Annotated in this window: 26 protein-coding genes; 15 read left to right on the forward strand and 11 right to left on the reverse strand. The window is 74.8% G+C overall.

The annotated features are described in order from the left end of the window. The first annotated feature begins 95 nt into the window (after positions 1-95). Positions 96-1,640: an acyl-CoA synthetase gene (locus ACI79L_RS13345; protein ID WP_456937252.1), complete on the forward strand. Its 1,545-nt coding sequence runs from the start codon at positions 96-98 to the stop codon at positions 1,638-1,640. A gap of 116 nt (positions 1,641-1,756) precedes the next feature. Continuing rightward, complete coding sequence (locus ACI79L_RS13350) at positions 1,757-2,380, forward strand: hypothetical protein (RefSeq protein WP_456937253.1); 624 nt, start codon at positions 1,757-1,759, stop codon at positions 2,378-2,380. A gap of 6 nt (positions 2,381-2,386) precedes the next feature. Here ACI79L_RS13350 and ACI79L_RS13355 read toward each other — a convergent pair whose 3' ends face one another. Beyond that, on the reverse strand, positions 2,387-3,133 hold the full coding sequence (locus tag ACI79L_RS13355) for an enoyl-CoA hydratase/isomerase family protein (RefSeq protein ID WP_456937254.1): 747 nt from the start codon (positions 3,131-3,133) through the stop codon (positions 2,387-2,389). Positions 3,134-3,257: 124 nt separating this feature from the next. On the opposite strand from ACI79L_RS13355, the gene ACI79L_RS13360 reads away from it, so the two are divergent. The 5 genes from ACI79L_RS13360 (at position 3,258) to ACI79L_RS13380 (ending at position 8,229) form a co-directional block, all read left to right on the forward strand. After that, a complete protein-coding gene (locus tag ACI79L_RS13360) occupies positions 3,258-4,298 on the forward strand; it encodes a hypothetical protein (RefSeq protein WP_456937255.1) in 1,041 nt (346 codons plus the stop codon). Between the two features lie 62 nt (positions 4,299-4,360). After that, on the forward strand, positions 4,361-5,539 hold the full coding sequence (locus tag ACI79L_RS13365; RefSeq protein ID WP_456937256.1) for an LLM class flavin-dependent oxidoreductase: 1,179 nt from the start codon (positions 4,361-4,363) through the stop codon (positions 5,537-5,539). A 114-nt stretch (positions 5,540-5,653) separates the two neighbouring features. Next, on the forward strand, positions 5,654-6,247 hold the full coding sequence (locus tag ACI79L_RS13370; protein WP_456937257.1) for a hypothetical protein: 594 nt from the start codon (positions 5,654-5,656) through the stop codon (positions 6,245-6,247). A 353-nt stretch (positions 6,248-6,600) separates the two neighbouring features. Next, the gene (locus ACI79L_RS13375; RefSeq protein WP_456937258.1) at positions 6,601-7,137 is read left to right on the forward strand and encodes a hypothetical protein; all 537 of its coding nucleotides are present in this window, start codon (positions 6,601-6,603) and stop codon (positions 7,135-7,137) included. Between the two features lie 81 nt (positions 7,138-7,218). Continuing rightward, positions 7,219-8,229: a hypothetical protein gene (locus ACI79L_RS13380; protein ID WP_456937259.1), complete on the forward strand. Its 1,011-nt coding sequence runs from the start codon at positions 7,219-7,221 to the stop codon at positions 8,227-8,229. Here ACI79L_RS13380 and ACI79L_RS13385 read toward each other — a convergent pair. After that, positions 8,226-8,795, reverse strand: a complete 570-nt coding sequence (locus tag ACI79L_RS13385; RefSeq protein ID WP_456937260.1) for a TIGR03086 family metal-binding protein — start codon at positions 8,793-8,795, stop codon at positions 8,226-8,228. The genes ACI79L_RS13380 and ACI79L_RS13385 overlap by 4 nt on opposite strands. Before the next feature lie 29 nt (positions 8,796-8,824). Between ACI79L_RS13385 and ACI79L_RS13390 the strand changes: the two genes are divergently transcribed. The 7 genes from ACI79L_RS13390 (at position 8,825) to ACI79L_RS13420 (ending at position 12,909) form a co-directional block, all read left to right on the forward strand. Further along, positions 8,825-9,307, forward strand: a complete 483-nt coding sequence (locus ACI79L_RS13390; RefSeq protein ID WP_456937261.1) for a TY-Chap domain-containing protein — start codon at positions 8,825-8,827, stop codon at positions 9,305-9,307. 26 nt (positions 9,308-9,333) lie between these two features. Further along, positions 9,334-10,110: a DUF6308 family protein gene (locus tag ACI79L_RS13395; RefSeq protein WP_456937262.1), complete on the forward strand. Its 777-nt coding sequence runs from the start codon at positions 9,334-9,336 to the stop codon at positions 10,108-10,110. A 173-nt stretch (positions 10,111-10,283) separates the two neighbouring features. Further along, positions 10,284-10,565: a hypothetical protein gene (locus tag ACI79L_RS13400; RefSeq protein WP_456937263.1), complete on the forward strand. Its 282-nt coding sequence runs from the start codon at positions 10,284-10,286 to the stop codon at positions 10,563-10,565. A 41-nt stretch (positions 10,566-10,606) separates the two neighbouring features. Then, entirely contained in the window at positions 10,607-10,828 is a 222-nt protein-coding gene (locus tag ACI79L_RS13405; RefSeq protein WP_456928873.1) for a hypothetical protein, read from the forward strand. Next, positions 10,825-11,208 carry a type II toxin-antitoxin system VapC family toxin gene (locus tag ACI79L_RS13410; RefSeq protein ID WP_456937264.1) on the forward strand — a complete coding sequence of 128 codons (384 nt, stop codon included), beginning with the start codon at positions 10,825-10,827 and terminating at the stop codon, positions 11,206-11,208. Before ACI79L_RS13405 ends, ACI79L_RS13410 begins: the two co-directional genes overlap by 4 nt. Before the next feature lie 81 nt (positions 11,209-11,289). Then, on the forward strand, positions 11,290-11,715 hold the full coding sequence (locus ACI79L_RS13415) for a DUF1810 domain-containing protein (protein WP_456937265.1): 426 nt from the start codon (positions 11,290-11,292) through the stop codon (positions 11,713-11,715). Positions 11,716-11,853: 138 nt separating this feature from the next. Beyond that, positions 11,854-12,909, forward strand: a complete 1,056-nt coding sequence (locus ACI79L_RS13420; protein ID WP_456937266.1) for a glutathione S-transferase family protein — start codon at positions 11,854-11,856, stop codon at positions 12,907-12,909. A 60-nt stretch (positions 12,910-12,969) separates the two neighbouring features. Here the strand turns inward: ACI79L_RS13420 and ACI79L_RS13425 are convergent, their stop codons facing one another. From ACI79L_RS13425 to ACI79L_RS13455, 7 genes are all read right to left on the reverse strand, one after another. Next, the gene (locus ACI79L_RS13425; protein WP_456937267.1) at positions 12,970-13,218 is read right to left on the reverse strand and encodes a hypothetical protein; all 249 of its coding nucleotides are present in this window, start codon (positions 13,216-13,218) and stop codon (positions 12,970-12,972) included. Positions 13,219-13,272: 54 nt separating this feature from the next. Continuing rightward, on the reverse strand, positions 13,273-13,428 hold the full coding sequence (locus ACI79L_RS13430) for a hypothetical protein (RefSeq protein ID WP_456937268.1): 156 nt from the start codon (positions 13,426-13,428) through the stop codon (positions 13,273-13,275). Between the two features lie 53 nt (positions 13,429-13,481). Then, a complete protein-coding gene (locus ACI79L_RS13435; protein WP_456937269.1) occupies positions 13,482-13,778 on the reverse strand; it encodes a hypothetical protein in 297 nt (98 codons plus the stop codon). Between the two features lie 63 nt (positions 13,779-13,841). Then, on the reverse strand, positions 13,842-14,012 hold the full coding sequence (locus ACI79L_RS13440; RefSeq protein WP_456937270.1) for a hypothetical protein: 171 nt from the start codon (positions 14,010-14,012) through the stop codon (positions 13,842-13,844). Positions 14,013-14,333: 321 nt separating this feature from the next. Continuing rightward, positions 14,334-16,310 (reverse strand): hypothetical protein, encoded by a 1,977-nt coding sequence (locus tag ACI79L_RS13445; protein WP_456937271.1) that lies wholly within the window; start codon positions 16,308-16,310, stop codon positions 14,334-14,336. A 104-nt stretch (positions 16,311-16,414) separates the two neighbouring features. Continuing rightward, entirely contained in the window at positions 16,415-17,149 is a 735-nt protein-coding gene (locus ACI79L_RS13450; protein ID WP_456937272.1) for an alanyl-tRNA editing protein, read from the reverse strand. Between the two features lie 30 nt (positions 17,150-17,179). Next, complete coding sequence (locus tag ACI79L_RS13455; protein ID WP_456937273.1) at positions 17,180-17,914, reverse strand: type 1 glutamine amidotransferase; 735 nt, start codon at positions 17,912-17,914, stop codon at positions 17,180-17,182. A 139-nt stretch (positions 17,915-18,053) separates the two neighbouring features. Here ACI79L_RS13455 and ACI79L_RS13460 point away from each other — a divergent pair, with 139 nt between their 5' ends. Next, a complete protein-coding gene (locus ACI79L_RS13460) occupies positions 18,054-18,674 on the forward strand; it encodes a hypothetical protein (RefSeq protein WP_456937274.1) in 621 nt (206 codons plus the stop codon). Positions 18,675-18,724: 50 nt separating this feature from the next. On the opposite strand, the gene ACI79L_RS13465 is transcribed toward ACI79L_RS13460, so the two are convergent. Beyond that, positions 18,725-19,798: an acyl-CoA dehydrogenase family protein gene (locus ACI79L_RS13465; RefSeq protein ID WP_456937275.1), complete on the reverse strand. Its 1,074-nt coding sequence runs from the start codon at positions 19,796-19,798 to the stop codon at positions 18,725-18,727. Between the two features lie 79 nt (positions 19,799-19,877). Continuing rightward, positions 19,878-21,047, reverse strand: coding sequence for an acyl-CoA dehydrogenase family protein (locus ACI79L_RS13470; protein ID WP_456937276.1), 1,170 nt, complete (start codon positions 21,045-21,047; stop codon positions 19,878-19,880). Positions 21,048-21,051: the final 4 nt, after the last annotated feature.

The following is a 21,051-nucleotide window of genomic DNA, read 5'->3' on the forward strand; positions in this document are numbered from 1 at the left end:
TGACGGCGCCACGATCCCAGGGCCGTCCGCCTCTGTCGCCGCAGAACGCGTCGTCGCGACGCTCCGGGTCCCACCCGGATCGGGAGGTCGGCACCGTGTACGTCACCCAGGGTCTGCACCGCCACGTCCAGCAACGCGCGGACGAGATCGCCACCGTCTGCGCCGGCCGCACTCGCACCCACGCCGAGTCCGTCGACCGGATCGCCCGCCTGGCCGCCGCTCTCCAGCAGCTCGGGATCCGGGACGGCGAGCGCGCGGCCGTCCTGTCCCTGAACTCCGACCGCTACCACGAGTTCCTCGGCGCGACGCTGTGGGCCGGCGGCGTCGTCGTCCCGGTCAACATCCGGTGGAGCGTCCCCGAGATCGCCGACTCCCTCGCCGAGGTCGACGCCCGGGTCCTCGTCGTCGACGACGTCTTCGCCGCATTCACCGAGCCGATCCGGGCGGCCCACCCGCGCCTGGAGCACCTCGTGCACGCCGGCGACGGCCCGACCCCCGAGGGCATGCTCGCGGTCGAGGAGCTCGTGGACGGGCACGAGCCGGTCGAGGACGCCCGCCGCGGGGGCGACGCCCTCGCCGGCGTCTTCTACACCGGCGGCACCACCGGCCGGTCCAAGGGCGTCATGCTCAGCCACGACAACCTGCTGACGTCGTCGATGGGCACACTGGTCGCCAACCACTTCCCGCCCGGCGGGGTGGGCCTGCACTCCGCGCCCATGTTCCACCTCGCCGCCTTCTCCAACTGGGTCGGCGCCCTGGTGATCGGCGGCACCCAGGTGATGATCCCGGCGTTCGACCCGGTCGCCGTGCTGACCGCCGTCCAGGAGCACGGCGTCACCGACCTGCTGCTGGTCCCCACGATGATCCAGCTGGTGGTCGACCACCCACGGGTCGACGAGTTCGACCTGAGCAGCGTCCGCCGGGTGGGGTACGGCGCCTCCCCCATGTCCGACGCCCTGCTCGGCCGGGCGATGAAGACCCTGCCCAACGCCCGCTTCCTGCAGGCCTACGGCATGACCGAGGTCGCCCCGGTGGCCACCCTGCTCACGGCCGAGGACCACGAGGACCCGGCGCACCGGCGCTCGGTCGGGCGCGCCGCCCCGCACGCCGAGGTGCGCGTCGTCGGCCCGGACGACGTCGAGCTCCCCCGCCGGGAGGTCGGGGAGATCGTGGTCCGCGGCGGCCACGTGATGCTCGGCTACTGGGACCGGCCGGAGGAGACCGCCGAGGCGCTGCGCGGCGGCTGGATGCACACCGGCGACGCCGGCTGGATGGACGACGAGGGCTACGTGTACCTCACCGACCGCATCAAGGACATGATCATCTCCGGCGGGGAGAACGTGTACTCCGTCGAGGTGGAGAACGTGCTCGCCCAGCACCCGGCGGTGGCCACCTGCGCGGTCATCGGGGTCCCCGACGAGACGTGGGGCGAGCGCGTGCACGCCGTCGTCGTCCCTTCGGCCGGCGCCGCCGTCACCCTCGAGGAGCTGCGGGCCTTCTGCGCCGACCGGCTGGCCGGGTACAAGACGCCGAGGTCGATGGACGTCGTCGACGCGCTACCCCTCTCCCCCGTCGGCAAGGTGCTCAAGCGGACCCTGCGCGAGCCCTACTGGGCCGGACAGGAGCGCGCCGTCCACTGAGGTGGGCCGGCCTGGCGAGGTTGCCCGGCAGCTGGCCATTGCCTCGCGCACCGAGCGCCGACAGGCTGAGCCAGGACGCCAAGAGGGGCGTTCCCGCCAGGTCAGGAGAGCGGCCCATGCACGCACGGTCCACGAGCATCCGCGGCCACACGGCCGACATCGACGCCGCCATCGCCTACGTGCGCGACGACGTCCTGCCGACGGTCCAGACCACCGACGGCTGCGTCGGCCTCTCCATGCTCGCCGACCGCGACAGCGGCCGCTGCATCGTGGCGACCGCCTGGAGGGACGAGCAGGCCATGCGCGCCACCGCCACCGAGGACCGCACCGTCCAGCACCGCCTGCTGCACGTCCTCGGCGGCGGGCACGCCGACGTCCAGGAGTGGGACATCGCGGTCCTCCACCGGGACCGTCCGGCCGGGGACGGCGCCGGCGCACAGGTCACCTGGGCCCGCATCGCGCCGAACCACCTCGACGGCCTGCTCGACGCCTACCGGCACAACCTGCTGCCCAAGCTCCAGGAGCTGCCCGGCTTCTGCAGCGTCAGCATGCTGGTCGACCGGCGCCTCGGCCGGACGGTCAGCGTCACCAGCTTCGAGGACCGCGACGCCGCGGGGCTGGTGCGCAGGCACGCGCGCTCGCTGCGCGAGCAGTTCGCGCAGGCCCTCGGCGCCAAGATCGTGGACGTGGCCGAGATGGACCTCGTCCTCGCCCACCTGCACGTCCCCGAGGCGGTGTGAGCGGTCTCAGTCCTTGGCGGACCGGCGCATCGACCACATCTGCGCGGGGCGCTCGAACTGGGTGGCGACCTCCCAGCTCACCGCGCCGTTGACGACCTCCCTGCGGAAGTTGCCCACGGCCACGCGGGCGAGCTCCGGGTCGGCGGCCACGCGGCGGGCCAGCTCGAGGGCGCGGTCCTCCACGGCGGCGTCGTCCACCGACTCCCACGCCAGGCCCAGCTCCACGGCCTTCGTCCCGTTGATCTCCTCGCCGAACAGCGCCATCGCCGCGGCGGCCTCGCGGCCGATCAGCCGGGACAGGATGACGAAGTGCCCGCCGCCGGGGTGCATGCCGCGCTTGAGGAAGCCGGCCAGCAGCCGGGCGTCGTCCGCGACGATCCGCAGGTCGGCGGCCAGCAGCATGTTCATCCCGGCGCCGACGGCGGACCCGCGGACGGCGGCGATGGTCGGCACCTTGACCTGGCCCAGCCGGTAGAAGGAGTCGTAGATGCGGCCCATGCCCTCGTAGGCGTCGGGCGCGGCGGGGTCCTTGCCGGCGCTGGTCAGCGTCCCGATGTCGCCGCCCGCGCAGAACGACTTCCCCACCGCCCGGACGACGAGCGCCCCGACCTCCGGCTTGGCGTCCACCTCGTCGAAGACGTCGATCAGCTCGCCGGCCATCTGCGGCGTCAGCGCGTTGCGACGGTCGGGCGCGTTGAGCGTCACCACCGCCACGCCGCCGTCGACCTCGAGCAGGACCTCGGCGTCAGCCACGAGTGCACCTCCGGATCGGGGCCCGCGGGCCCGGGGACCATCCGCAGGCATCAGACCACGACGCCGTGTTGCCGCCCTGCGCGGGCCGGTCCCACACTCGGCTCCCCACCTCCGGAGCTCTCGCATGCCCGCCCTCCACGCCGCCGCCGCTGCCCTCCTCGCACTGCTGGCCGCGGGATGCACCGGCGTGGAGGGCGACCCCAGCCCCGCGCCGACGACCTTCACGGAGCTCCTCGGCACCGCCGACCTCGACGCCGTCGCGCCCGCCGGCGTGGACGTCCTCGACCTGGCGGCCGGGCCGGACGGCGCGCTCGTCCTCCTCGCCGACAGCGCCGACCAGTCCGTCACCTACTTAGCGCCGGTCGGTGAGGACGGCGTCGGCGACGTGCAGCGGCTGGACGGCCCCGGCGAGCAGCTGTTCGTGGGGCCCGACGGCGCCGTCCTCGTCCTCGGCCCGGGCCGGCTGACCACCGTGGGCGGCGGCACCGTCGAGCTGGGCGTCGCCGGGGAGGCCGCCGCCCTCTCCCCCGACGGCCGCCGGCTGTACGTGGTGGCCGAGGGTCGGGTGGCCGCGGTCGACCCGGCCACCGGCGCGCTGCAGGCGACCGCCGACCTCGCTCCCGGCCTCACCGTGAAGGACCTCGCCGCCGGACCGGACGGGCCGGTCGCGCTCATGAGCGACGCCCGCGCGCTCGACCTGGCCGACGTCGCCGTCCTGGGCACCTGGGCCGAGGACCTGAGGCGGGCCGAGCTCGTCGAGCTGGCCTCCGACCGCCCGGCCAGCATCCCGTCCGCGCTGCGGCTAACCGAGGACGGCGACGCGGTCGTCACGCTCACCGTCCACGGCGACGACCCGTTCCGTGTGACGGTCGTCGAGGACGGCGAGGTGACCGCCACGCACCCGATCCCCGGCACCGATCGTCCCCCGGCCGACCTCGCCGTCTCCCCCGACGGACGGGTGGCCTACCTGGCGGTGGCCGGGTTCGAGGTGGAGTCCGGCGTGGTCACGCTCGACCTGGAGTCCGGCGGGCAGATCGACGACGCCCGGCTGTGCGAGGGCCAGGGCACCTTCGGCCGGGTGGCGCTCACCGGCGACCGGCTCACGGTGATCGGCGCGTGCATCAACGCGGACAACTCGTCGTCCACGGCCTTCGTCCTCGGCTGACTCTCGCCAGCCGGGTGTGACCTGCACCACTATGGGCGCCATTCCGAACCCGAGGAGGACCCATGGACCGGCTGCGTTTCGGCACCTTCCTGGCCCCGTTCCACCCCGCCGGCGAGAACCCCACGCTCGCGCTGCAGCGCGACCTCGAACTGGTCGAGCACCTCGACCGGCTGGGCTACGACGAGGCCTGGATCGGTGAACACCACTCGGCCGGCACGGAGATCATCGCCTCGCCGGAGATCTTCATCGCCGCGGCCGCCGAGCGGACGAAGCACATCAAGCTGGGCACCGGCGTCACCTCGATCGCGTACCACAACCCGCTCTGGGTGGCCGAGCGCATGGTGCTGCTCGACCACCTCACCCGCGGGCGGGCGATGCTCGGCTGCGGCCCCGGCTCGCTGCCGACCGACTCGATGATGCTCGGCCTCAACCCCACCGACACCCGCGAACTGCTCGAGGTCGACCTCGACATCATCATGCGGCTGCTGCGCGGGGAGACGGTCACCGAGCAGACCAAGACGCACAACCTGGTCAACGCCCGCCTGCACCTGCGGCCCTACACCCAGCCGTGCTTCGACATCGCGGTCGCCGCCGTCGCCTCCCCCACCGGGCCGCGGATGGCCGGACGGCACGGCGTCGGGCTGCTGTCGATCGGCGCCACGCTGACCAGGGACGGCTTCGACGCCCTCGCCCACCACTGGAACGTCGTCGAGGAGCGGGCCGCCCACCACGGCCAGACGGTGTCGCGGCGCGACTGGCGGCTGGTCGGGCTCATGCACGTGGCCGAGACCCGCGAGCAGGCCTACGCCGACGTGCAGTACGGCATCGAGACCTGGTTCCGCTACTTCCAGAAGACGGCGGCGTTCCCGCAGATGGCGGTCGAGGGCGGCGACGCCAAGGAGATGATCGACTTCATCAACGAGGCGGGGGTCGGCGCGATCGGCACCGTCGAGGACGCCCGCGCGCAGGTGCAGCGGCTGTGGGACCAGTCCGGCGGCTTCGGCGCCATGCTGCTGCTCGGCCACGAGTGGGCCAACCCGCAGGCCACGAAGCGCTCCTGGGAGCTGATCGCCCAGCACGTCATGCCGCACTTCCAGGGCGGCGACGTCTCGCACGCGCAGCAGTCGCTGAACGCCAAGGATCACGCGATGGGCAAGCGCGAGGACTACGCCGCCCAGCAGATGCAGGCGGTCGCGACGATGACCGAGCGGTACGAGAAGGAGAAGGCCGGCCAGAGCTGACGACGGCGGCCGGGTGGCGGCTCTGCACTCGGAGCCGTCACCCGGCAACCGTTCGGGTGGGTTGTCCCCAGGGTGCGATCCGGAGCGGGGCTGTTCTGGTTATCGTCCGCGATCGTGCGGAACCCCGGCACCGGACGGACGAGCCTCATCGCGGTGGTCCTCGGCGCGGCACTGCTGCTGCCCGCCTGCGCGGCCAGTGACGACGACGAGGCGCCGAGCACGAGCCTGCCGACGACGTCGGCCCCGGCGCCCACCACCGAGGCGCTGCCGGTAGTAGGCCCGGCTGACTTCCCCGTACCGCCCGAGGCCCGCACCCAGGACGCCGCTGGCGCTGAGGCCTTCCTCCGCTACTGGATCGACCTGCTCAATCGGCAGCGCGCCATCCCGGCCGGGCAGCCACTGCGCGACCTCGGGCCGAACTGCGATGAATGTTGGCGGATCGCGAACAACTACGACGAAGTCGCTGCTGCTAGCCAGCGGTACGCCGGCGGTGACGTCGCAGTAGGTGCTGTAGCAACGCCCCATCTTGAGGAAGACAGAGCCCTTCTGTCGTTTGCAGCGAGTGTTGCCGCCGTCTCCAAGACGGATACCGCCGGAAGCGTGATCGAGGTCGGTCCGCCTGCAGTCACGAATCTCGGCTCTGGCCTCTATCTCACCTGGTCATCAGAACTTGGCAGTTGGTTCGTCACGGAGTTCAACCTGGGATGAGCCGTCGGAGCCTGATGTGTGGGGCGCTGGCACTCCTGCTGCTCTGCCTTGGGGTTTCACCAGCCGCAGCAGACTGCGGGTGGGACCGCTGTCCGAACACAGATCTGCAGGACGGGGCTGCCACGGTCGAGTACTCCGGCGGAGCTGTCACGGACCTCGTTAGCGGAGGAGGGGCTGCGGCCTTCGACTATGTGTGGCGCCTTGTCCCGCCCTGCGTAATCTCGGACGAGCGAGCAGGTTCGTGTACCGCCGTCGACTTTGAGGTCTGTCCAGCCGAACTTGGTCAGGTCGTCCGCTACCTCTCTGTCCAGCAGCGGCCCATCGTCCGTCCCGATGGGACCGCTGTATTGCCAGTGCCTCCCGGTCTTCCGCCGGGGAGCCTGCTGGGCTCGTGGGAGACCCTGCGCACGGCGTGCATCGACATCACGGCGCTCAACCCGCCGCCGTCGCCGGAGGAGGTGTTCGCTTACTTCCAGCGGCTGCCACTGCCGCAGCTGACCACCTCACACGCACCGCCGGGCCGGGGCCTGGCCGGGCTGCCCGTCGTCTTCTGGACCGACGCCCCGACCACCCAGACCTTCACCGTCGACGTCCGCGGCTACGCCGTCGTCATCGTCGCCGAGGCGCAGCGCTACACCTGGCGCACCGGCGACCCCGCCGCGCCCACCCTCACCACCACCGTCCCCGGCGGCGCCTATCCCGAGCAGGCCACCGAGCACCTCTACCGCTCGGGCACGTACACCGCGTCGCTCACCGTCACCTGGGGCGCCACGTTCACCGTCGACGGCAGCGCGCCGGCCGACGTCCCCGGCACCACCACGACCGACGGCCCACCGGTCACGTTCGACGTCGTCGAGGCCGCCGCCGTCCTCACGAACCCCTACGACTGACCAGCTCACAGGCCCGCTCGTGCGCCGGGCCGCGCCGCGACTCCTTGTCGGCGTCCTCACGTCGAGAACACACTCGCCGACATGCGCCCCAGCCCCGGGCTCGTGCTCGCCGCTCTCCTGCTGACCGGCTGTGGCGGGGCGATCGCGGGCACGGCGATCCCGGGGCCGACGAGGGTGTCCCTGACCGACGTCGCGGGCGCGGACGCCGAGGTGCTCGACGTGGCGGCCACCGACGACGGCCGGTCGGTCGCGCTGCTGGCGCCGCCCGGCGGCCCGCTCACCCTCGCCGACGTCGCCGCCGACGGCACCGTCGCCGCCGTCCCGCTCCGCGGCCTCGACTCCGAGCGGCCCGGCCTGACCCGCATCGCCGCGGACGGCGACGGCGTGGTGGTGGTCGGGTTCGCCGCCGGCCGCGTCGCCCTCGTCGAGGCGGACCTGCGGCGCGTCGGTGCGCCGCGGCCGGTCGGCACGCTCGGTGCCGCCGACGTCGCGGCGCTCGACGCCGTCGTCAGGGACGGCGTGCTGCACCTCGCGCTCAGCGGCATCGACGGCACGCACCGACTGGTCGCGGTGGGCCCCGAGAGCGGCGTCGTCCGCGACGAGGTCGCTCTGCCCGGCACGCCGCGCGACCTGCACACCTCGGGGGACGGCCTGGTCGTCGTCGCCACGGACACCGGGCGCAGCGCGTCCGTCGTCATCATCGACGGCGAGCTGGAGGTCATCGGCGAGGTTCCGCTCGGCCCGGGTGCCGCCGGCCCGCTGACCGTCGTCGACGGCCACGTGTACGCGACCGTCGGCGGGTCCGGCGACGTCTCGATCGCCCGCGGCTCCGAGGTGCTGGCCACCGTGCCCGGCGACCTGCCGGCCCTGGTGACGGTCGACGGGGACGAGGCCACGCTCGTCGACACGGTGGCCGACGGCGAGGTGCCGCGGGTGCTGCAGCGCAGCGTCGACCTGGCCGCGGGCGAGGTGGTCGCCGAGGTGGAGCTGTGCGACGGCGGCGCGGTCGACGGGGCTGACGTCGACGGGTCCGGCCGCGCGTCGGTGGTCAGCGACTGCCGCGGCGAGCCGGTGCTCTGGCGGTTCGGCTAGGCCGGCGGCTTCCAGCCCGGGTCGCGGCCGGTGACGCCGAGCAGGCGGTCGAGCGCGGGGGCGTCGGCGGGCACCGGGACGACCGGGCCGTACAGGTCCGGCGGGCGGTCGTCGCCGAAGGACTCGGCGAACGCGCGGCAGGTGTCGGCGTCGGCGTCGCTCACCTCGTAGCGCTGGCCGGTGGCGGCGGCGAGGTCCCAGCCGTGGACGACGACCTCGTCGAGCGCGACGAGGGCGGTCACCTCGCCCGGCATCTCGACACCGCCCGCCGCCGTCATCCCCTCGTGCGCCGCGGGGTCGCGCCAGGCCGCGGCCAGCGCGTCCAGCTGCGCGGGGATGAAGGTGCGCCAGTCGGCAGGCAGGTGCGCGGGGTCGGTGGAGGCGGTGCCGTCGACCGGCGTCTTCTCCGCGGCCATGCGGAAGGCGTAGGCGAGCCCGGCGAGGTGGCCGAGCAGCCCGGCCACGGTCGTGCCCTCGCACGGGGTGGGGGCGGTGAGCTGGTCGTCGCGGATCCCGGCCACGACCTCCGCCGTGGCGGCCGCTGCGGGTCCCAGGTCGATCGTCATGCCAGGGCAGACCGCCACCGTCCCCGAGAATGAGCGGCGTGCCGAGGTACGACCGCGACGCCGCCCTGTGGGAGCCCTTCCGCCGCCGGCTGGCCGGCCTGCTCGAGCGGCTCGGCGACGGCCGGTTCGTCATCGCGCAGGTGCCCGACGGCGCCTACGTGCAGTTCATGAACGAAGGGACGAGCCTGCTCGGCGAGTGCTGCGACCCGCGCCTGTTCGACGACCTCGCGCCGCGCGCCGCCGTCCTCGACGAGCGGATCCGCGCCGTCGGCTGGGACCCCATCGACCCGCACGGCGGCTCCCCGAACCACAGCGTCACCTGGTACCCGGGCGCGGGGACGCCGGCCGGGGTCGTCGACCCGGACGACGCCCGGGACGCCGCCGAGCTCGCCGTGCAGACCTTCCGCCGGGTGTTCGACGTCGCCGACCCGCGCCGCCTGCACCTGCCCGACGACGGTGCCGGCGACGACACGACTCCCCCGGCGCGGGTCCTGCCGCTTCGGCCGCGCTGAGCCGCGGACGGAGTTGAATGGGGCCCGTGTCGGGAGGAGTGGAGGCGGCTGCCCTCGTGCTCCCGAGCGCGGGGCCCGACCCGGTCCCGCTGGTCACCGCGCTGGCCGCCGTCCTCGGGTACGCGCGCGGCCGCCGTCCGCTGTTCTTCCGTTCCCCCAGCGTGCCGCAGGGCCGGTGGGTGCAGGTGCTCGCCTACGCCTTCGACCGCTTCGACGGGCAGCCGCCGGAGACCGGCGACGGACCCACCGACCGCGACGTCCTGCTCGCCGAGGGCCTGCACGGCCGGCTCGACCCGGCGGGGTGGCGCGAGGTGCGCGGCCGGCTCGACGACGTCTGGGCGGACTACGCCGCCGCGGTCGACCGCGCGGCCGGGCGCCCGATGTGGGAGCTGCCCGCCGACGAGTTCTCGGTGCTCATGGAGCCGGGCACGGTCGGGGCGGCGCTGCGGTCGGCGACCGAGGGGCCGGGGGCGCGGCACGTCGTCGCCGCGCTGCACCACCGCTCCCCCGCGCTGGTGCCGCTGACCGACGGGCACACCCGCCGCCAGCTGTGGGGCCACCTGCGCGAGGGCGACAGCGGGCCGGCGGCGATCGTGCACCGCGAGCTCACCGCCAACGCCGACGCGTTCGCCGCGCTGGAGACGGCGACGGCGCGGCTGCTCGGCCGCCCCCTCAGCCGGGTGCGGCTGCACGACGTCCTGCTCTGGCTGTCCGGGTCGCTGCGGATGACGCACGCGGTCGCCGTCGGCCGGGCGCTCGCCGCCGAGTCGGACCAGGGCCTGGAGGCGCTGCTGCCGGCGTGACCGCGCGCCAGTTGATCATCGGCTGCGTGCACGCGACACGCGCGGACACGCCGGTGCGGGCGGCACGCAGGCGATGATCAACGGCAGCACCGGCGCGCCGTTCCGCCTGACGCCCGGCCTGCCGATACGAGTAGGGAACGGGCGCGACGACGGCCCAGGAACGAGAGGACCGCATGCACCCCCGCACCCGGCTCGAGACGGTCATGGCCGCTCCCCTCACCACCGGGAACCTGCTGGCCGACTGCGAGCGCTGGTGCCGCGACGCCCTCCCGCCCCGGGAGTCCTCACCCGCGGCCGTCCCCGCCCCGCGCCCCGCTCCGGTCGAGCGGCGCGGCGTCCCGGCGCGGGTGGAGCGGCGCCGCGTCCCCGTCACCGGCGCCGCGGTGCGGGCCATCGCCCGGACGCTGACCGAGGCGGCCAAGGCCCAGCACGAGGCGGAGGCCGGCGCCGCCTGAGCCGCCCGCGCACTGCTCGCAACTTGCTAGCATCCTGCGACATGAGGACGCTGTACTTGCGGAACGTCCCGGACGAGGTCGTCGAGCGGCTGGAGCGGCTCGCCGCCCGCGAGGCGACGTCCGTGGGCGCGCTGGCCGTCCGCGAGCTCGCCGAGGCCTCGCGCCGCGCGGACAACCCCGCGCTCCTCGGTGCCCTGCCCGACCTGGGGATCCCGGCCGAGGACGTCGTCGCCGACCTGGACGCCGAGCGCGCGGGGCGGTGATCGTCGCCGACGCCTCGGCGGTCGTCTCCGGCCTGCTGAACGCCGGCGCCGCCCGGGACCTGCTCGCGCGGGAGCGGATCCAGGTGCCGCACCTGGTCGACGTCGAGGTGGCCAGCGCGCTGCGGCGGGCCGCGACCACGGGCTCCGTGACGCCGGGCCAGGGGTGGGCGGCCCTCGACACCTGGCGCCGCCTCGGGGCCGCCCGGCACCCCGTCACCGGGCTGCTCGACCGCGTCTGGCAGCTGCGGGGGAACCTCACCGCCTACGACGCCACCTACGTCGCACTGGCCGAGGCCCTCGGCTGCCCGCTCGTCACCGCCGACGGGCGGCTCGCGCGGGCGCCGGGTCTCCGCTGCACCGTGACGGTCGTCCCGCGGTAGCTCCCCGCGGCGGTGCGGGGCAGCGGCGCGCGAGTACGGGCACCCGGGTGTCGCCCGGCGGACCGGGGGAAGTCCCTGCGCATGACCGACGACGACCCGTACCGGCTGGCCCGCTTCGTCGAGGCGCAGACCGACACCTATGCGCAGGCGCTCACCGAGCTGCGCGCCGGGCACAAGACCAGCCACTGGATGTGGTTCGTCTTCCCGCAGGTCGCCGGCCTCGGCCGCAGCGCGACGGCGCAGCGCTTCGCGATCTCCGGGCTCGACGAGGCCCGCGCCTACCTGGCCCACCCGGTGCTCGGCCCGCGGCTGGTCGAGTCCGCGCAGGCGCTCACCGAGCTGCCCGGCACCGACGCCGCCGCGGTGCTCGGGCCGGTCGACGCGGTGAAGCTCCGCTCGTCGATGACGCTGTTCGCGCACGCCGATCCCGAGCAGCCGGTGTTCCGCGCCGTCCTGGACCGGTACTTCGGCGGCGAGGAGGACGACGCGACGACGTCCCGGCTGTAGTCCTCCGCCGACTCGTGCTCTGCCCCGCCGGTGTGGGCAGAGCACGAGCCGGCGCGGACCACCTCGGTACCCCTGGGGAGTTGCGGGTCACCCCGGTCCGCCGGGCGGCGGGAGTCGCGGTCGGCGAGAGTTGATCGTGTGAGCGACGACCAGGGATCCGGCTACGTCAGCAACGGCCAGGAGTACAAGCGCGACACGAACTACATCACCGACCGGATCACCGCCGACGGCTCGAGCGACTGGCCGGTCGAGCCGGACCGCTACCGGCTGGTCATCGCCCGCGCCTGCCCCTGGGCCAACCGCGCCGCGATCGTGCGCCGGCTGCTCGGCCTCGAGCCGGTCATGTCGATGGGCATCTGCGGGCCCACGCACGACGAGCGCAGCTGGACCTTCGACCTCGACCCGGGCGGGCGCGACCCGGTGCTCGGCTACGAGCGGCTGCAGGAGGCCTTCCTCGCCCGCGACCCCGAGTACCCGCGCGGGATCACGGTGCCGGCGATGGTCGAAGTCCCGACGAAGGCCGTCGTCACCAACGACTTCATGCAGATGACGCTCGACTTCTCCACGCAGTGGACCAAGTACCACCGCGACGGCGCCCCCGACCTCTACCCCGAGCACCTGCGGGACGAGATGGACGAGGTGATGCAGCGCGTCTACACCGAGGTCAACAACGGCGTGTACCGCTGCGGCTTCGCCGGCTCCCAGCGCGCCTACGACAAGGCCTTCGACCGGCTGTGGACGGCGCTGGACTGGCTCGAGGAGCGGCTGTCGGCGCAGCGCTTCCTCATGGGCGACACGATCACCGAGGCCGACGTCCGGCTGTTCACCACCCTGGCCCGCTTCGACGCCGTCTACCACGGCCACTTCAAGTGCAACCGGCAGAAGCTGTCCGAGATGCCGGCGCTGTGGGGCTACGCGCGCGACCTGTTCCAGACGCCGGGGTTCGGTGACACCACCGACTTCCCGCAGATCAAGGAGCACTACTACGTCGTCCACGCCGACATCAACCCGACGCAGGTCATCCCCATGGGCCCGGACACGTCGAACTGGCTGACCCCGCACGGGCGCGAGGAGCTCGGCGGCTCCCCCTTCGGGGACGGCACCCCGCCCGGGCCGGTGGCCGCCGGCGAGGAGGTGCCGGCGTCGCACGGGCCCGGCGGCATCGGGCACCGGCCCGACGACGAGCGCCGCTGACGGTCCCTGTGCGCTGACGGTGCCGTCCGGAAGGGACGGCGCCGTCAGCGCGACCGGCCCTCAGCCCCCGCCGCCACCACCGTCGCCGCCACCGCCGCCTCCGCCGCCGTCGAAGCCCCCGCCGCCGTCGAAGCCGCCGGCCGCGCCGACCGCTCCCCCGCCGGCGAGGTAGCGGGCCGCGTGGTGGTGCACCACCCGCTCACGCGTCTCGACGCCCCGCCGCCCCTCGGCACCGACGCGGTACCGCTGGAGGCCGAGGGCGAGGAGGAGGACCACCGCCAGGACGCCGAGCACCACGATCGCCGTCATGGCGGAAAGGTCCCGCGCGTGCGGGCCGGCCGACAGGGCCCTCCGACCCCGGGTTCAGTCCCCGCCGCCGTCGGAGCCCCCGTCGGAGCCACTGTCGACCCAGTCGCCGCCGGACCAGCTCCCGTCACCGCCACGGGGCCGGGGACGCTGCCAGGACAGGATGCAGCAGAACGCCATCGCGACGACGGCGAGGATCGAGAGCGCGGCCACGGCCGGGCACCGTGCCGGACGACGGGCCGCAGCGCCAGGGGTCGTCGCGCGGGTCAGTCCCCGCCGCCTCCGCCGCCGCCGTCTCCCCCACCGCCGGAGTCGCCGCCCCAGCCGCCGCCGTCATGGTGGCCGTGGTGTCCGCCGTCGCCCCAGCTCCCGCTGTCGCCGTACCAGCCATCGCCGCCCGAACGGCGGCCGGCGTTGCGGCGACGGGCGTTGCGGCGACGGGCGTTCTCACCGCGCGGGCTCCGGCGAGCGGCCTCCCGGCGACGGGCCTTCCGCCGACTGGCGCGGACCGCGGCCGTGGACATGCCGGTGAGCACGAGCACGAGCAGGACCAGGGTCAGCACGATCCAGGGGAGCACGCGCGGCACTGTGCCCGACGGCCGGACCCGAGGACAAGCACCCCCGGGTCAACCGGCCGCGCGCTCCTCGGCCCGCTCGACCCCGGCTCCGCACCGGGCCGTCGCTGCGGCGGTGGCGAGGATGTCCCGGTCGAGCCACTCGAGCAGGAACCGGGAGCCGTACACGTCGACGACGGTGGCGCGGTCCGGCAGCGGGCGCAGCGCGCACGAAGTCGTCATGACGTCATGACTAGCACAGCAACATGACGCGCGTGTGGCGGTCCGGCGTCCCCCGGATGTCATGGTCGGATCGGTCGACGGGGGCGGGGCGCCGGTGTCGCCACCGCCCCCGTCGTCCGGAGTGTTGGGCGGGGAGGTCAGGGGTGCCGCGCGACCGACCGGTGCGCGGAACCCCCAGCCCCGATACCTCCCCGCCCGGTGGCCCCGGCCCAGCGGGAGCCAGGTCAGGGTCACGCCCGGGAAGGCAGCGCCCAGTCGGCGGTGCGGTGCGGGAGGGATCCCCGACCTCGGCCGGCGGCTGGTGCGCGCCTGGCAGGGAGGTCAGTCGGGAGAGAAGGACGGGTCGCGCAGGACGGCGGCGACGACGGCGGAGGCCGACGTCGGCGCCGGGACGGTGCAGAGAGCGGTGGCCGGCACGCCCGACGGGCAGATCGCGGCCAGGGTGGTCAGCCAGGTCGAGGCCGACATGGTGGGCGCCGGCGGCGCGATCGGCCGCGGCTCGGGCGCCACCGGCGCCGTGGGCTCGGTGGGGAGGTCGTTCTCGAGCGACGGCGGGTCTGCGGGCCGGGGAGCCGTGGCCTGCTGCCGCTGCGTGGTCCTGGCCGCCGTGCTCGGGGTGGCGTCGTCGTCTGCGCCGCACTCGACCTTCGGGGCGGTCAGCACGACGGCCACGGTCGCCGGGGCGGCGGCGAGCCCGGGGGCCTGCGCGGTCCGGACGGTGGCAGTCCCGGCCACGGGGGCGGCCTCCGCGACCGGAGCAGACGACGCAGCCGCGACCTGCGCAGTGGCGGTGCCGGCGGCCGGCGCCACTGCGGCCTCGACCGCGGCTGCGGCCGGCTCGGCCACCGGCGCGACGGCCTCCGCCGCCGGGGCAGCGACCACCTCCGTCACCGGGGCGACGACGGTATCCGCCACCGGCGCAACGGCCTGGACCACCGGCTCGAGCGGCTGCGCCACCGCCTCGACCACCGGGACGGCGACGGGCAGGAGGGGCTCGACCACCGTGTCGACGACCGGTCCGACCGTCCCGGTGACGACCTCGGTCACCGGCACGACGGGTGCCGTGACCGTCTCGATCACGGGCACGAGCGGATCGACGGCTGCCCCGAGGACGGGCGTGACCGGGTCGAGCACCGACCCGACCACCGGTGCGACGACGTCCTCGACGACGACGGGGACGAGCGGCTCGGTCACCGTCTCCACGATCGGCACGACCGGCTGGGTGATCGTCTCGACCACGGGCGTCACCGGCTCGACCACCGGAGCCACAGGACCGGTGACCACCTCGACCACCGGCGCGACGACCTCGACGACAGGAGCCATCGGTTCCGTGACCGTCTCGACGACCGGCACCACCGGCGGAGTGACGGCATCGACCACGGGGACGACCGGATCCACCACCGGGGCCACGACATCCTCGACCACGGGGACGACGGGCTCGGTGACCGCTTCGACGACCGGGGCGACCGTGTCCACCACTGGCGGGACGACCTGCTCGACCACCGGCGCCGCCGGCTCGGTCACGGTCTCCACGACCGGCTCGACGACTGGAGCCACGGGCTCGGTCACGGTCTCGGCCACCGGAGCCACCGGTTCGGTCACGGCCTCGACGACGGGAGCGAGCGGCTCGGTGACCGTCTCCGCAAGCGGCGCGACCGGCTCCGTCACGGTCTCGACCACCGGAACGACCGGCTCGGCCACCGTCTCGACGACCGGAACGACGGGCTCCGTCACGGTCTCGACCACCGGAACGACCGGCTCGGCCACCGTCTCGACGACCGGAACGACGGGCTCCGTCACGGTCTCGACGACCGGAACGACGGGCTCCGTCACGGTCTCGACCACCGGAACGACCGGTTCGCTCACCGCTTCGCCGACGGTCTCCACCACCGGGGCGACGACGTCCTCGACGACCGGGACGGGCACCTCGATGACCGGCTCGGGCATCTCCGCGGAAGTGCCCGCGCCCGGCTCCGGAGCGGGCACGGGAGGCGGCTCGGGCGCAGGAGCGGGCTCGGGGACGGGAGCGGGCTCGGGGACGGGAGGAGGCTCGGGCGCCTCAGCGGGAACGTCGACGACCGGCTCGACCACGGACTCCACGACCGGCTCGACCACGGGCTCGACGGCGACCTCGTCGACCTCCTCGACCACACTGCCGAGCAGGGAGCCGTCCGGAGCGGGCGGGTCCTCGGCGCGCGCCGAGGTGGAGACGACCACCAGGAGCGTGTAGATGCCGGCCACCAGGCCCACCAGGAGGAGGACCCGACGGGGCCAGTCAGCGACCCCGGCGCTGCTCACCGACCCCCGTGTGGAAGTCCCCTCCCGCACGGACGCAGACTAGAACGACTCCATCCGAAATGCTCGTCGATCACGGCTACGGGGCGTACCGGGACCTCCCCGACCTAAACGACGCGGATGCGCAGCCGGCGAAACCCGCGGCCCTTGTTCTCCATCTTGACCACCTCGACCCGGCCGACCATCGCCGTCGAGGCGACGTGCGTACCGCCGTCGGCCTGCAGGTCGAGACCGACGATGTCGACGATCCGCACCTGCTCGATGTCGGGCGGCAGCAGGTCGGTCGCGGTCCGGATGAGGTCGGGGATGGCGTACGCCTCGTCGCGCGGGAGCGTGCGGACCCGGATCGGCCGGTCGGCGGTGATCTCGGCGTTCACCGCCTCGGCCACGCGGTCCTTGAAGTCGGCCGGCACCTCGGCGAGGTCGAAGTCCATCCGCGCGGTCAGCGGCTCCATGTTGCCGCCGGTGACCTTGGCGCCGAAGTCGCGCAGCACCACGCCGGTGAGCACGTGCAGGCCCGAGTGGGTGCGCATGAGCGCGGTCCGGCGCTCGTCGTCGAGCGCCCCGCGGACGGCGGTGCCCGGCGGCGGCACCGGGTCGCCCTCGACCGGGATGAGGTACAGCTCGTCGCCCTTGCGGGTGCCGGCGATCCGGGTGCGCACGCCGCCCCACAGCAGCACGCCCTCGTCCGGCGGCTGCCCGCCGCCGCCCGGGTAGAAGGCCGAGCGGTCGAGGACGATCCCCTGCTCGGGGTCGGCCGCCACGACGGTCGCGTCCCACTCCCGCACGGTGGCGTCGTCGAGGTCGAGGCGGTGGGTGTGCCCGTGCCGGTCAGCGCTCACGGGCACCCATCCTGCCGAACGCGCCCGCGCTCAGGCCGCCGTCTCCTCCTCCGTCAGCCGCACGCGGTCGGCCCGGTCGAGGAACGCCTCGACGAGCCGGGCGCAGGCCGCGGCGGCCTCCGGCTCCCGCTCGGCGATCTCCCGGCGCAGCCCGGGCACCAGCGCGGCGGCCTCCGGCGGCGGCGGACCCGTCAGCTCCCAGGTCTCCTCCCACGCGGAGAACGCGCCCGGGTCGATCTCCGGGTGGAACTGCACGCCCAGGTGCGGGCCCGCGGTGAACGCCTGCACCGCCCGGTCGGTCCGCGCGACCTCCACCGCGCCGGGCGGCACGGTGAACCGGTCGCCGTGGTACTCGAACCAGGGGCCGGCCGGCACGAGCGCGGGGTCGGCGGTCCCGACGTCGAGGAACCCGTGCTCGCCCTGCGGCGCCTGCGCGACCACGCCGCCCAGCACCCGCGACAGCGCCTGCCCGCCGAAGCAGACGCCGAGCACCGGCGTCCCGGCGTCGACCGCCCGCCGCAGGTACGCGAGCTCCGCGGCCAGCCAGGGCACCTCGTCGTCGTGGGCGGCCGCGCCCGAGCCCATAACCACCAGCGTGCGCAGCATGGCGGGGTCGGGCAGGTCGGTGAGCAGCGGGGAGTCACCGACCGTCGTCCCGACGACGACCGTCAGCCCCTGCGCCTCCAGCGCCGGGCGCAGGGTGCCGACCAGCCGGTGCCCGCGGGAGGCGTCGGCGTCGTGGACGAGGACGAGCGCGGTCTGCATGCACCCAGTATCCGCGGGCTCACCGACGGTCCCGGACGTCCCGCGCCGGGGTACCCCCCTTCCCGGCGGGCCGCCGCCGGAGCAGGCTGACGCCCGCGGCGGTGCCGCCCGGGCAGCGCCGCCCCAGAGAGGAGCGGCCATGTACGCACGCTCGACCTCCGTCGCGGGCACACCGGAGAAGCTCGACGACGGGATCGCGTTCGTCTGCGACGAGGTCATGCCCGCGCTGGCCGACATGCGCGGGTTCGTGGGCCTGTCGATGCTCACCGACCGCGCCACCGGCCGGGCCGTCGTCACCTCGTCCTGGCGCGACGTCGAGTCGATGCGGGCCAGCGCCGAGCGGGCGGCCACGCTGCGCGAGCAGGCCGCGGAGGTCTTCGGCGGGGACGTCACGGTCCAGGAGTGGGAGGTCGCGGTCATGCACCGCCGCTCGGAGGCGCCGGCCGGCGCGTGCACCCGGGTGACCTGGTGGCGCGCCGACCCCGCCGGGCTGGACCGGGTGCTCGACGCCTACCGCAGCGTCATGGTGCCGCGGATGGAGGACTACCCCGGGTTCTGCAGCGTGAGCCTCATGGTCGACCGGGAGGGCGGCCGGGCCGCGTCCGCGGTGACCTTCGAGGACCGCGAGGACATGGACGCCGGCCGTGCCCACGCCCGCGCCTCCCGGGACGACTTCGCCCGGTCCATGAAGCTCGAGATCACCGACGCCCAGGAGTTCGACCTCGTCCTCGCCCACCTGCGCGTGCCCGAGACGGTGTGAGTCCCCCGCCTCCTCGCCTTCCGCGCGCGAAAGGCGAGGAGGCGCCTCGATCACACGACGGCGGTGAAGGCCGGCCAGACGTCCTGCGGGCCGGCGGCGACCAGGCCCGCGCCGAGGAACCGCGACCAGGTCAGCTCGCTGCCCGCCTCGTCGCGCCAGGACCAGCAGCGCCGGGTGAGGTGGTGCAGCCGGTGCTCCTGGGTGAACCCGATCGCGCCGTGCACCTGGTGGGCGAGCTTGGCCACCCGCTCGACGGCCTCCCCTGCGCGCACCTTCGCGGCGGCCGCGGCCAGCCCGATCGTCGCCTCGCCGCGGCCGAGGGCCTGCACGGCGGCGTCGACCAGCGCGGCGGTCGAGGTGACCTCCCCGGCCATCTGGGCCAGCTCCACCTGGATCGCCTGGAACTTGCCCAGCGGCCGGCCGAACTGCTGCCGCTCGCCGGCGTACTGCACCGTCCAGGCCAGCACCTGCTCCAGCGCCGCGGAGATCTGCACCGCGCGGGCCAGCGCGTAGCGGGCGCGCACCTCCGCGGCCCGCGCCGGGATGAGCAGCGCGCCGCGCGCGCCGACGCCCTCGAGCACCAGCGACCCGCGCGGCTCCCCGGCCAGGTTCACCGCCCGCGACGCCGTCAGCCCCGAGGCATCGACGACGGCCAGCACCGCGCCCTCGATCCCGGCCGGCGCGGTGGCCAGCACCGCGACGTGCCGGGCCACGCCCGCCCAGGCGACGTCGGTGGCGGTGCCGGAGAGGGTGAACCGGCCGGGCCCGTCGCCGTCGTCGGAGGGCTCGGCGGCGACCGTCCCGTCGACGGCGACGGTCAGCGGCTCCTCCGGCGAGGGCAGGTCGAGGTCGGCGGCCACCACGGCCGGGCCGGCCACGAGCAGCTGCTCGGCCACCGGCACCGCGCCGGCGCCGGCCGCCAGCGTGCGCACGATCGCGACGGCGTCGGCGAGCTCGCCGCCGGAGCCGCCGGCCTCCTCGGGCAGCCCGACGCCGGTGAGCCCGGCCTCGGCCAGCGCCGACCACAGGCCCTCGTCCCACGGCCGCTCGGCGGTGAGGACGAACGGCTCGTGCCCGGACAGGATGTCCCGGACGGTCCCGACCACCAGGTCCTGATCGCTCATCGCTCCACCCCTCGGCTCGACGCCGCGCTCGCTCCGCTCCTCGGTCGCTGGCGCTCCCTGCGATGCTCACTCGCTGTGGTCATCGCAGGCCCAGACCGCGCGCCACGATCCCCTTGAGGATCTCGTTGGTGCCGCCGCGCAACGTGTAGCCCGGCGCGTGCAGCTGTGCCTCGGCCAGCGCCCGGCCCAGCGGGTCGGGGCTGTCCAGCGACGCCGGGACGTCGACCACCCGGCGCACCTCGTCGACGACGTCCTGCTCGAACGTCGTCCCCATGTCCTTGACCAGCGCGGCCGGGATGTCGGGCAGCTCCCCGCGGTCCAGCGCGGCGGCGATCCGCAGCGACAGCTGGCGCAGCGCCAGCGCCCGCGCGGACAGCCGGCCCAGCGTGGCCAGCTGCGCCGGGTCCTGCGACGCCGCGGCGCGGCGGCCGAACTCGGCCAGCAGCGGCCAGGTGGACAGGAACCGCTCGGGCCCGGACCGCTCGAAGGCCAGCTCCGCGGTCACCTGGTGCCAGCCGGCGCCCTCGGTGCCCAGCAGCATGTCGCCGGGCACGACGGCGTCCTGGAACACCACCTCGTTGAAGTGGTGGCCGCCGTCGAGGATGCGGATCGGGTTGACCGTGATGCCGGGCAGCGACAGGTCGACCAGCAGCTGGGTCAGCCCCTGGTGCTTGCCGCGCGGGCCCTCCCCGGGCGGGCCGGTGCGCACCAGCACGATCCCGTAGTGGGAGTGGTGCGCGTTCGACGTCCAGATCTTGGCGCCGTTGACCACCCAGTCGCCGTCGGCGTTGCGGGTGGCGCGGGTGCGGATCGAGGCGAGGTCGGAGCCGCTGTCGGGCTCGCTCATGCCGATGACGAAGTAGCACTCCCCCGCGGCGATGCGCGGCAGGATGTCCTTGCGCTGCGCCTCGGTGCCGTAGCGCAGCAGGTTCGGCCCGGACTGCCGGTCGGCGATCCAGTGCGCGGCCACCGGGGCGCCGGCGGCGAGCAGCTCCTCGGTGACGGCGTACCGCTCCTGCGCGGTGCGCTCGTGGCCGCCGTACTCCTTCGGCCAGGTCATGCCCAGCCAGCCGCGGGCGCCGAGCTTGCGCGAGAACTCCGGGTCGACGCCGGACAGCCAGGTGTCGACGTGCGTGGTGAAGGTCCCCGCGGCGAGCTCCTGCGCGAGGAACTCCCGGACCTCCAGGCGGACCCGCTCGGCCGCCTCGGACGGCGGCGCGGGCGCCAGGGTCAACTGGTTGCTGCTCATGACG

Source organism: Geodermatophilus sp. SYSU D00684, from assembly GCF_054050455.1.